The 16,518-nt window shown below is 60.9% G+C and carries 14 protein-coding genes and 1 other RNA gene; 14 read left to right on the forward strand and 1 reads right to left on the reverse strand.

Features of this window, described 5'->3' with window-relative positions:
- The first annotated feature begins 14 nt into the window (after nt 1-14).
- The 8 genes from RAK1035_RS14330 (at nt 15) to RAK1035_RS14365 (ending at nt 6,802) form a co-directional block, all read left to right on the forward strand.
- Complete coding sequence (locus tag RAK1035_RS14330) at nt 15-1,217, forward strand: hypothetical protein (protein ID WP_008280826.1); 1,203 nt, start codon at nt 15-17, stop codon at nt 1,215-1,217.
- Nucleotides 1,214-2,575 (forward strand): cytochrome P450, encoded by a 1,362-nt coding sequence (locus tag RAK1035_RS14335; protein ID WP_008280827.1) that lies wholly within the window; start codon nt 1,214-1,216, stop codon nt 2,573-2,575. Before RAK1035_RS14330 ends, RAK1035_RS14335 begins: the two co-directional genes overlap by 4 nt.
- Before the next feature lie 6 nt (nt 2,576-2,581).
- Nucleotides 2,582-2,934, forward strand: a transfer-messenger RNA (tmRNA) gene (gene ssrA, locus RAK1035_RS14340).
- An 87-nt stretch (nt 2,935-3,021) separates the two neighbouring features.
- Nucleotides 3,022-4,275 (forward strand): chromate efflux transporter, encoded by a 1,254-nt coding sequence (chrA, locus tag RAK1035_RS14345; protein ID WP_008280828.1) that lies wholly within the window; start codon nt 3,022-3,024, stop codon nt 4,273-4,275.
- 74 nt (nt 4,276-4,349) lie between these two features.
- Nucleotides 4,350-4,805 carry an SspB family protein gene (locus tag RAK1035_RS14350; RefSeq protein WP_037297595.1) on the forward strand — a complete coding sequence of 152 codons (456 nt, stop codon included), beginning with the start codon at nt 4,350-4,352 and terminating at the stop codon, nt 4,803-4,805.
- 107 nt (nt 4,806-4,912) lie between these two features.
- Nucleotides 4,913-6,304 (forward strand): class II fumarate hydratase, encoded by a 1,392-nt coding sequence (gene fumC, locus RAK1035_RS14355; protein WP_008280830.1) that lies wholly within the window; start codon nt 4,913-4,915, stop codon nt 6,302-6,304.
- A complete protein-coding gene (locus RAK1035_RS14360) occupies nt 6,301-6,483 on the forward strand; it encodes a DUF4169 family protein (protein ID WP_008280831.1) in 183 nt (60 codons plus the stop codon). Before fumC ends, RAK1035_RS14360 begins: the two co-directional genes overlap by 4 nt.
- 85 nt (nt 6,484-6,568) lie before the next feature.
- Complete coding sequence (locus RAK1035_RS14365; RefSeq protein WP_037297698.1) at nt 6,569-6,802, forward strand: ribbon-helix-helix domain-containing protein; 234 nt, start codon at nt 6,569-6,571, stop codon at nt 6,800-6,802.
- Between the two features lie 48 nt (nt 6,803-6,850).
- On the opposite strand, the gene RAK1035_RS14370 is transcribed toward RAK1035_RS14365, so the two are convergent.
- Nucleotides 6,851-8,686: a BCCT family transporter gene (locus tag RAK1035_RS14370; protein WP_008280833.1), complete on the reverse strand. Its 1,836-nt coding sequence runs from the start codon at nt 8,684-8,686 to the stop codon at nt 6,851-6,853.
- A gap of 505 nt (nt 8,687-9,191) precedes the next feature.
- Here RAK1035_RS14370 and RAK1035_RS14375 point away from each other — a divergent pair.
- The 6 genes from RAK1035_RS14375 to RAK1035_RS14400 all read left to right on the forward strand — a co-directional run bounded on the left by RAK1035_RS14375 (nt 9,192) and on the right by RAK1035_RS14400 (nt 16,518).
- The gene (locus RAK1035_RS14375; RefSeq protein ID WP_008280834.1) at nt 9,192-10,901 is read left to right on the forward strand and encodes a BCCT family transporter; all 1,710 of its coding nucleotides are present in this window, start codon (nt 9,192-9,194) and stop codon (nt 10,899-10,901) included.
- Nucleotides 10,902-10,996: 95 nt separating this feature from the next.
- A complete protein-coding gene (locus tag RAK1035_RS14380; protein WP_008280835.1) occupies nt 10,997-12,217 on the forward strand; it encodes an aminotransferase class V-fold PLP-dependent enzyme in 1,221 nt (406 codons plus the stop codon).
- A 48-nt stretch (nt 12,218-12,265) separates the two neighbouring features.
- On the forward strand, nt 12,266-13,687 hold the full coding sequence (locus tag RAK1035_RS14385; RefSeq protein ID WP_008280836.1) for a cryptochrome/photolyase family protein: 1,422 nt from the start codon (nt 12,266-12,268) through the stop codon (nt 13,685-13,687).
- 66 nt (nt 13,688-13,753) lie between these two features.
- On the forward strand, nt 13,754-14,962 hold the full coding sequence (locus RAK1035_RS14390; protein WP_037297598.1) for an SAM-dependent methyltransferase: 1,209 nt from the start codon (nt 13,754-13,756) through the stop codon (nt 14,960-14,962).
- Nucleotides 14,963-15,421: a TrgA family protein gene (locus RAK1035_RS14395; protein WP_008280839.1), complete on the forward strand. Its 459-nt coding sequence runs from the start codon at nt 14,963-14,965 to the stop codon at nt 15,419-15,421.
- A complete protein-coding gene (locus RAK1035_RS14400; protein WP_008280840.1) occupies nt 15,397-16,518 on the forward strand; it encodes an NUDIX domain-containing protein in 1,122 nt (373 codons plus the stop codon). Before RAK1035_RS14395 ends, RAK1035_RS14400 begins: the two co-directional genes overlap by 25 nt.

Below are 16,518 nucleotides of genomic sequence, written 5' to 3' on the forward strand. Positions count from 1 at the left end.
ACATGAGGTTGGACATGAGCAGCGAGCCCCAAGTGCGCCGCAGGCGCGTGTTTTATATTCCGGGCTATGACCCGATTCCACCGCGCCGATACCGCGAGCTTTACCGCAAGGAAAGCGCTGAGCAGGCTGTTATTTCCGGATATGAAATCAATGTCTTGCAAGCCAAAGCTCAGGCGCGATTTGGCTGGAATGTCTCTGCGCAGATTGAGGGGGCCGAGGTTGAGAGCGCGGTTGAAGTGCTGGTCTGGTCCGATATTGTCAAAGGCAGCATGGATCAGGGGATTTTGGCCACCTATGTGCAGCTGATCCGCACGGCGGCGATCTATATCGGCACGGGCGCGCTGTTTCGGCTTATGCGGTTGCGCAAGGGTCCGGTGATTGCGGCGCTTTATCCGGTTGGATTTCTGTTGGTGCAGCTTGGCATAGCGTTCATGGTGGCGTGGGGATTGGGCCGCGTGCTGGCGCTTTGGCATCCTTGGGCGGCGTGGGGCGGGCTTGGTGTGGTGCCGTTCATTCTTGAATGGTTCCGGCGTCTGGATGGCCGGTTCTTTGCCTATTACCTGATGCATGATTACGCCTATTCGGCGCGGTATCTGGGGGCCAATCCGCCTGAATTGGAGGCGCGGATGGCGGAATTCACCGCCGAGATCGCGCAGGCCTTGCAGGGAGATTGTGATGAGGTGCTGGTGGTTGGCCATTCCTCGGGCGCGCATCTGGGGGTGTCGATTCTGGCCGATCTGATCCGGGGTGGGCAGGTGCCCAAGCACGGCCCGGCGCTGTCGTTCCTGAGCCTTGGGCAGGTGGTGCCGATGGTGTCCTTTCTGCCGCGCGCGTACCGGCTACGGGCCGATTTGGCCTATCTGAGCGCGCGGGACGAGGTGACTTGGGTGGATGTCACGGCACCCGGCGATGGCTGCGCCTTTGCGCTTTGCGATCCGGTGGCGGTGTCGGGCGTGGCCCCAAAGGACAAACGCTGGCCGCTGGTGATTTCGGCGGCGTTCACCCAAACGCTGAGCGCCGAGCGGTGGCGCGCCTTGCGGTGGCGGTTTTTCCGGCTGCATTTTCAATATCTTTGCGCCTTTGATCGGCCCGGTGACTTTGACTATTTCCGCGTCACGGCAGGGCCATTGACACTGGCCGCGCGGTTTCGTGACAGACCGCCCTCAAAAAGCCGGATCGAGCGTGCCACCTCGCGGTACACGAGCCTCGCCCCATGATCCCGCCCAAGCCGCCCGCGCGCCCGGACCATGTGTCGCTCTGGCGGTATCTGCGGCTCTTTCGGGCCGATATTCTGTCGGCACAGCCTGCGCGGCTCTATCGCGCGTGGATGGCTGAATTCCGCACGCCGTTCTTTCGCTCTTACCTGTGTAATGACACGGGCTTGGTTGATCTGGTGCTGAAACAACGCCCCGATGATTTCCCGAAATCCGCCCGCGTGTCCGAAGGGTTGCGGCCCCTACTGGGGCAATCGGTCTTTGTCACTAATGGCGAGACATGGAAGCGGCAGAGGCGCATCATTGATCCCGCATTCGAAGGCGGGCGGTTGCGCGATACCTTTGCCGCGATGGTCACAGCCGGGCAGGGGGCGGTTGCACGGTTGGCCCCGCTGGCCGATGGAAGCGGGTTTGATATTGAGGGCCACACCAGCCATGCTGCCGCCGATGTCATCTTTCGCACGCTGTTTTCGCTGCCCATCGAGGATCGCACCGCCGCGCAGGTGTTTGACGCCTTCAAGGCGCATCAGCGCATGCAACCCGTGCTGAACCTTGCCGCCTTTGTGCCCTTGCCCGGTTGGTTTCCACGATTTCATCGCCGTCAGACGCGGGTAACGGCGCGGGCTATCCGGGGGCTGATCACAGAATTGACCGCCCGGCGGCAGGCCGAGATTGCGGCGGGCACCGCGCCCGACGATCTGGCGACCAAGATCATGACCACTGCCGATCCGGAAACCGGCGCGCGGTTTGACACCGAAGAGATGGTCGATCAGGTAGCGATCTTTTTCCTCGCGGGGCATGAGACGAGCGCGTCGGCGCTGGCTTGGGCGCTGTATCTTCTGGCGCTATACCCCGAGTGGCAAGAGCGGGTGGCCGAAGAGGCAGAGGCGGTTTTTGGCCCCCGTGTGCCAGAGTTTTCCGATATGGCGCGGTTGCGTGTTACCCGCGATGTGTTTCGCGAGACGCTGCGCCTCTATCCGCCGGTGCCGATGATGGTTCGCGAGACGGCTTGTCCCGAACGCTTCCGCGACCGCGATATTCCACGTGGCGCGCAGGTGGTGATCAGCCCCTGGCATCTGCATCGGCACGAACGGCTTTGGGATAATCCCGATGGGTTCGATCCGGCGCGCTATGGCACCGAGAATGGTAAGACCTGTCTGCGCGAGGCGTTCATCCCGTTTTCCGCCGGGCAGCGGGTTTGCACCGGGGCGGGGTTTGCGATGATTGAGGGGCCTTTGCTGTTGGCCATGCTGGTTCGGGCCTATCGCCTGAGCCCGGTGGCCGAGCGCCCACCGGTGCCGGTGGCGCATCTGACGGTGCGGGGGCGTGACGGGATCTGGCTTAAACTTTCGCCAAGGTGACCGGCACCCCTTTGCAAGCCGCCTCAGAGCGCCTATGTATGGGGTGTTCGCGCAAGCGGACTATGGACATAAACGCGCTCGTAATAAGCGGATCGGACCCGGGGGCGGTACCCGGCGACTCCACCAAACATCCTTCATTTGGGGATCATGGGGTCGAAATAGGATCGACGAACGTCTAAAGGGGTTATGCTTTGTCCCGGTGAGGTACCACCGTTATCGGTCCGAAACGTACAGTTGCAAATGACAACCGTGCTCCGGTGGCCGTTGCTGCGTAAGCAGTAACCAAACCGAAACTTAAGCCCTTGCGCTTAGCCGCGTAAGGCGGGGTTCGCAGGCACCTGGCAACAGAAGCCTGCACTTTCACTTTAATAATGATCCATAAGGCGCGGAACTGGCGTCATAAAACTATGTCTTGCGTGTCGTCGCGTGGCGCGCGACAAAGACATATGAGCGCGCCGCCCCTTGCCCTGATCTTTCGCAGCTTTGCCCGCATTGGTCTTTTGAGCTTTGGTGGGCCGGCGGCGCAAATCTCGATGATGCATGACGAATTGGTAGAGCGGCGCGGCTGGCTGACCGAACAGCAATTTCTGGGCGCACTGTCGTTTTGCATGCTCTTGCCGGGGCCAGAGGCGATGCAGCTTTGCACCTATGCCGGTTGGCGGTTGCGCGGGGTGCTGGGCGGATTGATTGCCGGGCTTCTCTTTGTGCTGCCGGGCGCGGCGGTGATCCTGGTGCTTGGTCTGGGCTATGCCACCTATGGCGATCTGCCGCTGGTGCAGGCGGTGTTTTTGGGCATCAAGGCGGCGGTGGTGGTGATCGTGCTGCAAGCCTTGCTCAAGTTGGCGCGGCGCGCTCTCAAAGGCTGGGACAGCTGGGTTCTGGCGGGCCTGGGCTTTGTCGCGATGTTCTTTTTGTCGGTGCCCTTTCCGTTGATCATCGCGGCGGCAGCGCTCTGGGGCGCGTGGTCGCATCGCGGTGTGGCGGTGGATGCGAGCATGGTCGCCCCTGTGCCTGTGGCGCTCTCTCAGACCGTGGCGACCGCGCTCATATGGGGTGCGCTCTGGGCCGCGCCGGTGCTGCTGGTTTGGGGCACGGGGGCCACGTTTCTGACTGATCTGGCGCTTTTCTTCAGTAAATTGGCGGTGGTGACCTTTGGCGGGGCCTATGCGGTGCTGGCCTATATGACCGAAACCGTGGTGGCGACCAAGGGCTGGTTGACCACGGCCGAGATGATTGATGCGCTCGGGCTTGCCGAGACCACGCCGGGGCCATTGATCCTTGTGACCGAGTTTGTGGGCCTTTTGGCGGGCTATGCGCAGGGCGGAGTGGGCATGGCGGTGCTGGCGGCCTGCCTTACGCTTTGGGTGACGTTCATTCCCTGCTTTTTGTGGATCTTCACCGGGGCCCCCTATATCGAACAGATCCTTGCGCGGCCCCGTCTCAAGGGGGCTTTGGCCGGGATATCGGCGGCTGTGGTGGGGGTCATCCTCAACCTTTCGGTGTGGTTCGCGCTGCATGTGCTGTTCGGGCAGGTGACGATGGGTGCCTTTGGGCCCCAGCCCGAAATCAGCAGTTTTTCGCTGCGCGATGCGGTCTATGTGGCGGTTGCGGGCGGTTTATTGCTGGGTCTTCGCCTGCCAATGGTGCCGGTTCTGGTGCTTATGGCGGCGCTGGCGGGGCTGGCTCATGTTTTGATCTGAGGCGCGCATTGCGGGTCTTTTGTTTTGTTTCGAATCCCCTATGCTGGCATGCAGCAATTCCCCAAGGGTCAAACATGTCTCGTTCAATCGACTACGGAAATCTTATGCATCGTGCCATGCGCGGCCTCATCCAAGAGGTGCTGAGCAAGGTGCAGGCCGAAGGTTTGCCCGGGGCGCATCATTTCTTCATCACGTTTGACACCAAACACCCCGAGGCCAAGCTCGCCGATTGGTTGAAACAGCGCTACCCCTCAGAAATGACGGTGGTCATGCAGCATTGGTATGATGACCTCAAGGTTACGAATGATGGGTTTGGCGTGACGCTGAATTTTGGCGACGCGCCCGAGCGGCTGTATGTGCCCTATGATTCGATCCAGACCTTTGTGGATCCTTCGGTTGAATTCGGCCTGCGCTTTGAGACGCAGGAAGTGGATGACGATATCGACGAGTTGGATGATACCGACCCTCCCGATGACGATCCCAGCCCCGGCAAGGCCGAGGTGGTGCGGCTCGACAGTTTCCGCAAGTAACGGGCGCTTTGTCGCGGCCTGCGGTCTTTGTATCCCGTCGTATACAGCATTGATCTTTTGCAGAACTGCGGTATGAACGGGGCAAACCCGTCACGAAAGGCTTTGCCATGACCGCCACCCGCACCGAAACCGATAGCTTTGGCCCCCTTGAGGTGCCGAATGACAAATACTGGGGCGCGCAGACGCAGCGCTCGATCATGAATTTCCCGATTGGCTGGGAAAAACAGCCCGTGGCCATCGTGCGCGCACTTGGCGTGATCAAACAGGCCTGTGCGCAAGCGAACAAGGCCAGCGGTGCGCTGGATGCGCGTCGCGCCGATGCCATCATCCAAGCGGCGGGAGAAGTCATCGCAGGCAAATTCGACGACAATTTCCCGCTGGTGGTCTGGCAGACCGGATCAGGCACGCAATCCAACATGAATGCCAATGAGGTCATCGCCAACCGCGCGATTGAAATCTTGGGCGGTGTCATTGGCTCCAAAGATCCGGTGCATCCCAATGACCATGTGAACATGGGGCAATCATCCAACGACACCTTTCCCACCGCCATGCATATTGCCGCTGCCATGACGGCGCGCGATGTGCTTTTGCCGGGGTTGGCCAAGCTTTTGGCCGGGCTTGAGGCCAAGTCGGAAGAGTTCAAGGACATCATCAAGATCGGCCGCACCCATACACAGGACGCCACGCCGCTGACACTGGGGCAGGAGTTCTCGGGCTATGCGCATCAGGTGCGGCAGGGCATCGCGCGGGTCAATCTGTGTTTGCCCGGTATCTATGAGCTGGCACAGGGCGGCACCGCTGTGGGCACCGGTCTGAACACCGCGAAGGGCTGGGATACGACCGTTGCGGCGCAAATGGCCGAGATCACCGGCCTGCCGTTTGTCACAGCACCCAACAAATTCGAGGCGCTGGCGGCGCATGATGCGATGGTGTTCATGTCGGGCGCGCTCGCTACTGTGGCCGGGTCTTGCTACAAGATTGCCAATGACATCCGGTTTCTGGGGTCGGGTCCGCGGTCGGGCCTGGGCGAATTGATCCTGCCCGAGAACGAGCCGGGCAGCTCGATCATGCCGGGCAAGGTCAACCCGACACAGGCCGAGGCGCTGACGCAGGTGGCCGCCCATGTCATGGGCAATGATGCCGCGATCAAGTTCGCAGGCTCTCAGGGGCATTTCGAGTTGAACGTCTATAATCCGATGATGGCCTATAACCTGTTGCAATCCATGCAGCTTTTGGGCGATGCCGCCGACAGCTTCACAGAGCGGATGCTCAACGGGATCGAGGCCAATGGCCCGCGCATCGAAAAGCTGATGCAGGAAAGCCTGATGCTGGTGACGGCTTTGGCCCCCACCATCGGCTATGACAATGCCACCAAGGTTGCCAAGACCGCGCATAAGAACGGCACGACGTTGCGCGAAGAAGCGATCGCGCTTGGCTTTGTCGATGGCGAGACCTTTGATCGCGTGGTGCGCCCCGAAGACATGATCGGCCCGAAATGAGCGATGCCCCGGTCAATCTGAACCGGGTGCGCAAGCAAAAGGCGCGGGCCAAGGACAAGGCCCGCGCAGATGAGAATGCCGCGCGCTTTGGCCGGACCAAGGCGCAAAAGGCGCTGGAGCAGGCGCAGACCGAAAAGGCGCGCGCCACGCTTGACCAGCATCGCCGGGACGAGGACTGAGTTTGGCTTCATCTGGCCCAAAATACCTCGGGGGAGTCCTGGATATCATCCAGGACGGGGGCAGCGCCCCCCTGTCTGACCTATGATGGGCGCGCGCCCGGTCAAACGCTCGCTTACCCTGCGTGGGCATCGCACCAGCGTGTCTCTTGAGGATGAGTTCTGGCAGGCCTTTCGCGAGATTGCCGAGGAAAAATCCATGGCTCTCAACGTTTTGGCTGCCGAAATTGATGCGGGTCGCGGGATCGAGACCGGGTTGGCAACGGCGATCCGGCTCTTTGTTCTGGCGTATTACCGGGATCGGGCCTTGTTGAACGGCTGACGCCGCGCGAGGGGCGCGGCGTCATGTCGCTCAGGTTCTGCTGTGGGATTATTCCGCCGGTTGTTCGGCCAAAAGCCCGTGCTTGTCGCGCAGATGGTCGCGGTAGAGCGCCTTGGTCAACGCCACCACCATCAACACCATCACCATGGCAAAGGGCAGCGCGCCGATGATCATGGCGTTCTTCAGCGCCTCGAACGGGTCGGCAGAGGCCCCCGAATTGCCCGCGATGATCAGCGCGCCGATCACCAGCGTAAGGATGACGCCCCAGATGATCCGGTGTTTGATGCCGGTTTCCGCCTGACCCCCTGACATGATCGTGTTCATCACGAGGATGCCCGAGTCTGCCGAGGTGACGAGGAAGGTCAGCACCAGCACCACGCACATGATCGTCACAGCCGTCAGCAGCCCGCCATCAATCATGAAACCCAATGTGACAAAGAGTTTGTTGGTGTTGGAGGCACCGATGATGGCCCCTTGCGCCACACCGCTAAGCTCAAGATCAATCGCCGTCGCGCCGAGGATGGTCATCCAGGCAAAGCACACAAGCGCCGGGGCAATCACACAGCCAAGAATGAATTCCCGCACGGTGCGCCCCTTCGAGATGCGCGCAAGGAACAGGCCAACGAAGGGCGAAAACGCGATCCACCACGCCCAGTAGAAGGTTGTCCAGCCCGCCTGCCAGCCAAACAGGCGACCTTGGGCACCGGCCTCGTAGGCGGCGATCTTGGTTGCTTCGGGTAGCTCAGCGGCGGCACCGCTCAGACCGCCGACAAAGCCATCAAAACTGCCCCATGCGTTCGTTGCGCCGCCGTAAAGGTCGGCGGCAAGCGGGGCCGCTTCGGTGGGAAGCGCGGCGGCAAAAGCCTCGGACGAGAGCGGCCCATAGGCGTTGAACGACAGCGAGGTGAAGTGCAGGATGTAATCGGCAAGGGCCGTTGCGTATTTGGTCATGGCAAAGGCGAAAGAGCCAAAGACGATAAAGACCAGCAACAGAACCACCGACAACACGAGGTTGAGGTTCGAGAGATATTTGATGCCGCGTCCCACGCCCGAGACCGCTGATAGGATCGACAGGCCCATGATCGCAAGCAGGGCGGCGATGAGGCCTGCGGTGGTGGGTTTTGGGGCCTCGCCCGTGGTGTTCATCAGCCATTCCATGCCACTGACCGCATAGACGCCATCGACAAATTGCGACACGCCAAAGCCGATGGTGACGGACACGCCGAGAATGGTGGCCACGACGCCCAGAATGTCGACAAGATCACCCAAAATGCCGTTGGCGGCACGCCCCAGCAACGGGGTCAGCGCCGAGCGGATGGTCAGCGGCATGTCCCGCGTATAGGCGTAATAGGCAAGGCTGAGCCCTGTCACCACATAGATGGCCCAGGCGTGAAAGCCGTAATGCGCAAAGGTGTAGCGATAGGCCGGGGTTACGCCCTCTGCCGTGTTGCCGATGACGGCCCCGGTCACAGTCTCGGGGTTCGAGCCCCAGAGGCCCAGCGGTTCCGCCGTGGCGAATACCATGAGACCCACACCAAGACCCGCGCCGAACATCATCGAGAACCAAGAGAAGTTTGAAAACTCGGGTTTTTCGCCCACGCGCCCCATCATGCGCCTGCCTGTCGCGGGCAAGAGCGCCACGATGAAGAGGAAAAAGGCAAACATGCCGGTGGCGAGAATATAGAAGGTGTTGAACCCTTCGAGGAGCGACCAGTTGAGGCTCGACAGTGTGGCATTGGCATTGAGCGGCCAGACCAGCGCCCAGATCACCAAGAGCGCCATCGAGGTTTTGGAAATCAGCGCGATGGGCAAGCTATAGCCCTCGTAGAACCCCTGTGGGGCGGTTTTTATCTCGAGATCTGTGAAAGGGGGTTTTATACTCATCTGTGACGTCCCTGATCCATTGCGATTGAACGGGGTCCTTGTGTGGCTCTGAAATCGGCCTGTTGCCCCATCCCGTCATTTTCCCACGCCGAGGCCCGTGTAACGAGCGGGTAATCCGGCGCTCCGTGCGCAAATTACGACCATTGGGGTGTGGAATTGCGGCCATCTGTGCGCGGGGTTCAACCGGATTGATCCGCTGCGCAACGAAACTGAAATCGGCTTTCCATGAAAACAGGGCGCGCGAATCCCTTTGTGATTGTCGTTTGGCGACATGGTGCAGGTCGCAAACGTGACGTTTCCGTACCGCCGGGTTGCAGTTTTGGGCGGTTTCTTGCTAAAAGGTTGTGACGATCCGGGCATGCAAGGCCCGGTGCGCCTGCGGACAACGTGTCTGCTTCTTTCGTGCGCGAGACCTCGAAGCGCTGCCACGTGCCGCACTGGTGCGTCGCCTTTGTCCCCTGCGACGGGCGCAACGGGCAGCAGAAAAACAAGAAAAGGGGGCCAGATGGCCGACGAAACAACCAATCAAGGCATACCCGCGCCCGAAGGGCAGTCGGACCTGATCGAGACAGTGTACGAGATCGGGCAGGACAATGTGCAACCACAGGTGGGGCCTTTTGGTCTCGATATTCACAACCCGGTGTTTTTTATCTCGGGCCTTAGCATTGTGATCTTTGTGTTCTACGCGCTGGCGCTGCCCGGTCATGCGGCATCGGTGTTTGACTGGCTGTTTGCGTCAGTTACCCAAGGGTTTGACTGGTTCTTTTTGAGTGCCGCCAATGTCTTCGTGATCTTCTGCCTTTTCCTGATCGTCAGCCCCTATGGTCGCGTGCGGCTGGGCGGGGATGAGGCGACGCCGGATTACAGCTATCTGGGCTGGTTCGCGATGCTTTTTGCGGCCGGAATGGGCATTGGCCTGATGTTCTTTGGCGTGTCAGAGCCGATGAGCCATTTTTCCAGCGCCTTGGGTGGCACGGCGATGGAGGACGGTGCGCGCAGCGATTGGGCCCCGCTTGGGGCGGCTGGCGGTGATCCCGAGGCGGCATCACGCCTTGGCATGGCGGCCACCATTTTTCACTGGGGTCTGCATCCTTGGGCGATTTACGCGGTGGTGGCACTGGCACTGGCGCTTTTCAGCTATAACAAGGGTCTGCCGCTCACACTGCGCTCGGCCTTTTATCCGATCCTGGGCGAGCGGGTCTGGGGCTGGTGGGGCCATGTGATCGACACGCTGGCAGTCTTTGCCACGCTCTTTGGTCTGGCCACCTCGCTGGGCTTTGGGGCAGAGCAGGCGGCGTCGGGGCTGACCTTTCTCTATGGGTCGGGCGACGCAGCAGAGGGCACGCGCGCATTCCTGGGAATTTCCTATGGCAATACCGAAGAAAGTAGCGTTGAAAATTCGAGCCTTCTTTTGGTCTTGCTGATTTCAGGCATCACGGCGATTGCCCTAGTCTCGGTGGTGCGTGGCCTTGATGGCGGGGTCAAGGTGCTGTCCGAGATCAACATGGGCTTGGCGGCGCTGTTGCTGCTGTTCGTGTTCTTTGTGGGTGGCCCGATTTTCCTGCTGACGTTCTTTTTCGACAGCCTTTGGGCCTATCTGCAAAACCTTGTCGCGCTGTCCAATCCCTTTGGGCGCGAAGACACCAATTTCATGCAGGGCTGGACGGCGTTCTATTGGGCGTGGTGGATCAGCTGGTCGCCCTTTGTGGGCATGTTCATTGCGCGTGTCAGCCGGGGCCGCACGGTGCGGGAATTCGTGATCTGCGTATTGCTCATTCCGTCGCTGGTCTGTGTCCTGTGGATGAGTGTTTTTGGCGGCACCGCGCTTAATCAGGTGATTGCCGGGGGCTACGAGGCGGCACAAAATGCCCCTCTGGAGCTTAAACTCTTCCAGATGCTTGATCCTTTGCCCTTGGCGACGATCACCTCGACCATCGGGATTGTTCTTGTGGTGGTGTTCTTTGTCACCTCATCGGATTCTGGAAGTCTTGTGATCGACACGATCACGGCGGGCGGCAAGGTTGACGCGCCCGTGCCACAGCGGGTGTTCTGGTGCATCTTTGAGGGGGCCGTCGCGATTGTTCTCTTGATCGGCGGGGGCCTGACAGCGCTGCAATCGGCGGTGATTTCAACCGGCCTGCCGTTTACATTGGTGCTGTTGGTGATGTGCTGGGCGATCTTTCGCGGCTTGCAGAGCGAGCGAAAGATCCTCTGAGCGACCCATGGTCATGCGGTCCAAGGCCCTCCGGCGCTTGCGCGCCGGGGGGCTTTGCTGTTTTGTGGCCGCAAAAAGGGACAATGGGGACAGTGATGACACTCGATACAGATTTCGTGCGTGCGCAATTTCCGGCCTTTGCCGAGCCAAGCCTTGAGGGACAAGCGTTTTTTGAGAATGCCGGTGGCTCTTATACCTGCGGCCCGGTGATTGCGCGGCTGGAGCGGTATTATCGGCAACGCAAGGTGCAGCCCTACGCGCCCTATGAGGCGAGCCAATTGGCCGGGGCCGAGATGGACGAGGCGCGGGCGCGACTGGCGGCGATGATGGGGGTGGCCACGGATGAGCTAAGCTTTGGCCCCTCGACCACGCAGAACACCTATGTTCTGGCGCAAGCATTCCGGCAGTGGATGGAACCGGGCGATGCGATCATCGTCACCAATCAGGATCACGAGGCCAATTCCGGGCCGTGGCGGCGGTTGGCGGACGCAGGATTCGAAGTGCGTGAGTGGAAAATCAACCCCGAGAGCGGTTTGCTTGATCCGGCCGATCTTGAAAATCTGCTGGATGACCGGGTACGGCTGGTGTGTTTTCCGCATTGCTCCAACGTTGTGGGGGCGATCAACCCGGTGGTCGAGATTACGGCGCTGGCGCATGCCGCCGGGGCCTTTGTCTGTGTCGATGGGGTTAGCTATGCGCCGCATGGCCTGCCGGATGTGGGGGGGATGGGGCCGGATATTTACCTTTTTTCGGCCTATAAAACCTATGGGCCGCATCAGGGGATCATGGTGATCCGGCGGGAATTGGGCAATCTCTTGCCCAATCAGGCGCATTATTTCAACGCGGGCACACTCTATAAACGGTTCACGCCAGCGGGCCCGGATCATGCACAGGTCGCGGCAAGCGCCGGTATGGCGGATTATATCGACGATCTGGCGGCGCATCACGGGATCACGGGCGATGCCGTGACGCGGGCGGTCGGGGTGCATGACCTGATGCGCGGGCATGAAACAGCACTTTTGCAGCCGCTCTTGGATTTCCTCAAGGATCGCAATTCTGCGCGGCTGATCGGCCCGGTCGAGGCTGAACAAAAAGCGCCGACCGTGGCTGTTGCGCTAAATCGGCCGGGGGCCGAGGCGGCGGCGCAACTGGCGCAGCATGGGATCATGGCGGGAGGCGGCGATTTCTACGCGGTGCGGCCCCTGACGGCGATGGGCGTTGACCCAGAGCGCGGCGTGCTGCGTCTGAGTTTTGTGCATTACACGACCCGCACCGAGGTCGACAAACTCTTAACCGCCCTTGATGATATTCTTTGATCCGCCCGCGTCCCCGGCCCGTATTGCAATCAAAGACCGGGGCAGGGGATGACGGATATAGCACCATCAATTGTATGGCTACGGCGCGATTTGCGTCTGGCCGATCACCCGGCACTCTGCGCAGCGCTTGCAGGCGGCGGCGCGGTTATTCCTGTTTTCATCCATGATGAGAGCGTCGAAGCTCTGGGCGCTGCACCAAAATGGCGTCTGGGCCTGTCGCTGGCGTCGCTTGCGCGTGATCTGGCGGCGTGCGGCAGCCGCTTGATCCTGCGCCGGGGCGCGGCGCTGGATGTGCTGCGTGCGCTGGTGGCTGAAACCGGGGCAGGGGCGGTGCACTGGTCGCGGCTTTATGATCCGCAGTCCATCGCGCGCGACAAGGCGGTTAAATCCGCGCTGCGTGAGGCAGGGGTGGACGCACAAAGCCACCCGGGCCATGTGATGTTCGAGCCTTGGACGGTTGAGACCAAGACCGGCGGCTTTTACCGCGTTTACAGCCCAATGTGGCGCGCGGTGAAGGATCGCGATGTGGCGGTGCCGCTGACAGCGCCCGGGCAAATCCCGGCCCCCAAGGTTTGGCCCGCCTCTGACAGTCTGGATGATTGGCAGATGGGGGCCGCCATGTATCGGGGGGCCGACGTGTGCTTGCCCTATCAGCGGGTGGGCGAGGCCGCGGCGATGGAGCGGTTGCATGCCTTTGCCGATGGGGCGATTGCAGAGTATCAGGACGCCCGGAATTTTCCGGCGGTCGATGCAACTTCTGCGCTGTCGGAAAACCTGACCTATGGGGAAATCTCGCCGCGCCAGTGCTGGCATGCGGGGCAGCGGGCCTTGCATGGCGGGGCCAAAGGCGCAGAGACATGGCTCAAGGAACTGGTCTGGCGCGAGTTTGCCTATCACCTCATGTATCACACGCCCCATATTCTGAGCGGCAATTGGCGGACCGATTGGGATGCCTTTCCATGGTCCACCGATGCGGATCATCCCGAGGTCATCGCGTGGAAACAGGGCCGCACCGGCGAACCCTTTGTCGATGCCGCCATGCGCGAGATGTATGTGACCGGCAAGATGCACAACCGCGCGCGGATGATCGTGGCCTCATACCTCACCAAGCATCTGATGACCCATTGGAAGATTGGCTTGGACTGGTTCGCCGAATGTCTGACCGATTGGGATCCGGCCTCGAATGCGATGGGCTGGCAATGGGCGGCGGGCTGTGGGCCCGACGCAGCGCCGTATTTCCGGGTGTTCAATCCCGAGACACAGTTGGACAAGTTCGACCGTGGCGGGGCCTATACCCGGCGCTGGATCGCCGAGGGGCAGCGCACCCCACCCGCCACGGCCTTGGATTATTTCAAGGCGGTGCCGCGCGCCTGGCAGCTTGATCCGTCGATGCTTTATCCGGGGCGGATTGTTGATTTGTCACAGGGGCGGCAAAGAGCGCTCAACGCCTATGAAGCGCGGGAGTTTTGAAACATGACCATACTGACCGCAAGATCGGCGATTGACGCGCCGCAAAAGGAAAAAGGGACCGAACGTATGATCCTGACCGACACCACCGGCCAGACGGGCCTGCCGCGCTATTTCAGCCGTTGCTTTGGCGTGGCGCGCAATATCGACGCCGGACGGCTTGATATTCGCCTGCCCGATGGCCGTGTGTTCCGCGCCGAAGGGCCGCGCCCCGGCCCGGTCGCGGTGCTGGAAATCCACGACACCGAGGTGTTTGCGCGGCTGGTGCGCGAGGGCTATCTGGGCTTTTGCGAGGCGTATCTGGATGGGGACTGGTCCACGCCGGACCTTCAATCCTTTATGGACCTTCTCAACGACGACAATGACGGTATTTACAACGGCTATCCCGGTCAAAGGCTGGCGCAGATTTACGAGCGCATCCGCTTTTGGTTCAAACGGAATTCCAAGACCCAAGCCAAGCGCAACATCAGCTACCACTATGATCTGGGCAATGCGTTTTACAGCCTCTGGCTGGACGAAACGATGACCTATTCCAGTGCGATTTTTCAGCCCGGTCAGAACAGTCTGGAACAGGCGCAGATCGCCAAATATGCCAGCATGGTGGATCAGATGGGGGTGAAGCCCGGCGATCACGTGCTGGAAATCGGCTGTGGTTGGGGAGGCTTTGCCGAATACGCCGCCAAAGAGCGGGGGTTGCGCGTGACGGGCCTCACGATCAGCGCGGAACAGTTGAAATATGCGCAGGACCGGATCGCGCGCGCCGGGCTGTCTGATCGGGTCACGCTCAAGTTGCAGGATTACCGCGACGAGCGCGGCACTTATGATGGCATCGCCAGCATCGAGATGTTCGAGGCCGTAGGCGAGCGCTATTGGCCGGTGTTTTTCAACAGTCTGCGCGAGCGGCTTAATCCCGGTGCGCTGGCCACGCTGCAGATCATCACAGTCGAGGACCGGCGGTGGGAAAGCTATCGTACCGATGTGGATTTCATCCAGAAATACATCTTTCCGGGCGGTATGCTCCCCAGCCCCACCGCGTTGCGCGCCGAGATCGAGCGCGCGGGGCTGAGTGTTGCGCGGTCTATCGAATTTGGCGAAAGCTATAGCCAAACCCTGCGCCGCTGGCATCAGGCGTTCAACGACAAGTGGGACGAAATCGCCGATATGGGCTTTGATGACCGGTTCCGCCGGATGTGGAATTTCTATCTGACCTCTTGCGCGGGGGCCTTCAAAGGGGGTAGTTGCGATGTGACGCAGATCACCATCGCAAGGCCTGGATAGATGCCCGTTACAGATCAAATGCCCACCGCCGCGCGGCTGGTCGCGGCGATCGGACTTAGCATTGTGGGATGGTTTGGATCAGAGCTCTTTCGCCCGCTTATGCCAGAAGACACCAATTTCGGCTGGTTCAACGTGGTCAATGTTGTTCTTGGCGCGATTTGCGGCTGGCGCGTGACGGGCAGGCGGCTGGGTTATGGCTATGCCGAAGGGTTCAGCGCCGGATTGACCGGCGTCGCCGCACTGGTGTTTTGGGCGCTCTTTCTTCAGAGCCTGAATGAGATGCTCAAACGTGCGCTTGATAACCGCTATGACGGGGTGATCAAGGGCCTGACCGCGATGTTCGACTTGATGGTTGACTATGGCATGACTATGATCAACGGGCCATTGATCGGCGCACTGGTCACCGGCGGGATCGTGGTGGGCCTCGTTTCGGAATGGGTCTCGCATCGGTGGTCGTGACACCGGTCTTTCTGTACGGTCCCTTGGCTGACATCACCGTTTTGCAGGCAGCCTTGCCGGGCCTTGTTGCGGCTGAGGCGCGCGCCGAGGGCGTGCAGATTTGCTGTGATGACGCGCCCCTGCCTTTGGCGGGACTGCGCCGGGGGCTAGGGGCCGTAGACGGGTGGTTGGTGTCAGAGCCCCACACAGTGGAGTTGGTGACCTTCATCGCCGAGGCGCTTGGCTTGGGGCGTTCGGATGTCATTACCGTCAGTCAAGACGGCCGCCCCGTCGCTGCGCGTGTCTTTCCTGGTCGGCCGGGGCCCATGGACTGGGATGGCCAAGACTGGTCGCGCCGCGCCGCGCCGATCCTGCGCTATGCAGTTCAAGAGATACTCAGCTTGAGGGGCCGTATTGCCGCGCAAGACCTGTGCGCGGGCCTGCCCATGATCTTGTCGCGCGCATCGGGCCGGGTGGCGGCGCAGACGCCTGCGCCCGCCGATGTGCGCAGTGCGACCGAGGCTGCGACCGTGCAAGAGATCGCCTGCGAGATCACCCATGCGGGGTTCTTCCTTGGCCGCGCCTATACGTTGCGGCATCCCCGTTTTGATGGCACGCCAAGCGATACCTTGCGGCGTGAAGTGTTTGTCGCCACGGATGCCGCCCTTGTGCTGCCCTATGATCCGGTGCGCGACCGGGTGCTTTTGGTAGAGCAGTTCCGCATGGGGCCCTATGGGCGCGGCGATCCGCGCCCGTGGATGCTAGAGCCGGTCGCCGGGCGGATTGACGGCGGCGAGAGCCCCGAACACGCCGCGCACCGCGAATGTCTGGAAGAGGCGGGGCTGACGCTGCGCGCGCTCGAGAAGATTTCCCAGCACTATTGCACGCCGGGATATTCGACCGAATTCTTTCACCTCTTTCTGGGGATTTGCGACCTGCCTGATCTGGAACAGGGGCGCGGCGGTCTGGCCACAGAGCATGAGGATATTCGCACGCATGTGATTGATTTCGCGCAGGCAATGGCGCTTGTGCAAAGTGGAGAGGCCAATAATGGGCCGCTCATCCTCTGCCTTCTATGGCTTGAGCGTGAACGCGCACGGCTGCGTGCATCCGCTTGA

The organism is Roseovarius sp. AK1035, from assembly GCF_003288315.1.
GTDB classification, from domain to species: Bacteria; Pseudomonadota; Alphaproteobacteria; order Rhodobacterales; family Rhodobacteraceae; genus Roseovarius; species Roseovarius mucosus_A.

Coding starts and splice junctions, on each gene's coding strand:
- RAK1035_RS14400 (WP_008280840.1), top strand. CDS start 15,397: ATGGGTCTCGCATCGGTGGTCGTGACACCGGTCTTTCTGTACGGTCCC.
- RAK1035_RS14365 (WP_037297698.1), top strand. CDS start 6,569: ATGGGCGCGCGCCCGGTCAAACGCTCGCTTACCCTGCGTGGGCATCGC.
- RAK1035_RS14375 (WP_008280834.1), top strand. CDS start 9,192: ATGGCCGACGAAACAACCAATCAAGGCATACCCGCGCCCGAAGGGCAG.
- RAK1035_RS14390 (WP_037297598.1), top strand. CDS start 13,754: ATGATCCTGACCGACACCACCGGCCAGACGGGCCTGCCGCGCTATTTC.
- RAK1035_RS14350 (WP_037297595.1), top strand. CDS start 4,350: ATGTCTCGTTCAATCGACTACGGAAATCTTATGCATCGTGCCATGCGC.
- RAK1035_RS14335 (WP_008280827.1), top strand. CDS start 1,214: ATGATCCCGCCCAAGCCGCCCGCGCGCCCGGACCATGTGTCGCTCTGG.
- RAK1035_RS14330 (WP_008280826.1), top strand. CDS start 15: ATGAGCAGCGAGCCCCAAGTGCGCCGCAGGCGCGTGTTTTATATTCCG.
- RAK1035_RS14370 (WP_008280833.1), bottom strand. CDS start 8,686: ATGAGTATAAAACCCCCTTTCACAGATCTCGAGATAAAAACCGCCCCA.
- fumC (WP_008280830.1), top strand. CDS start 4,913: ATGACCGCCACCCGCACCGAAACCGATAGCTTTGGCCCCCTTGAGGTG.
- chrA (WP_008280828.1), top strand. CDS start 3,022: ATGAGCGCGCCGCCCCTTGCCCTGATCTTTCGCAGCTTTGCCCGCATT.
- RAK1035_RS14360 (WP_008280831.1), top strand. CDS start 6,301: ATGAGCGATGCCCCGGTCAATCTGAACCGGGTGCGCAAGCAAAAGGCG.
- RAK1035_RS14385 (WP_008280836.1), top strand. CDS start 12,266: ATGACGGATATAGCACCATCAATTGTATGGCTACGGCGCGATTTGCGT.
- RAK1035_RS14395 (WP_008280839.1), top strand. CDS start 14,963: ATGCCCGTTACAGATCAAATGCCCACCGCCGCGCGGCTGGTCGCGGCG.
- RAK1035_RS14380 (WP_008280835.1), top strand. CDS start 10,997: ATGACACTCGATACAGATTTCGTGCGTGCGCAATTTCCGGCCTTTGCC.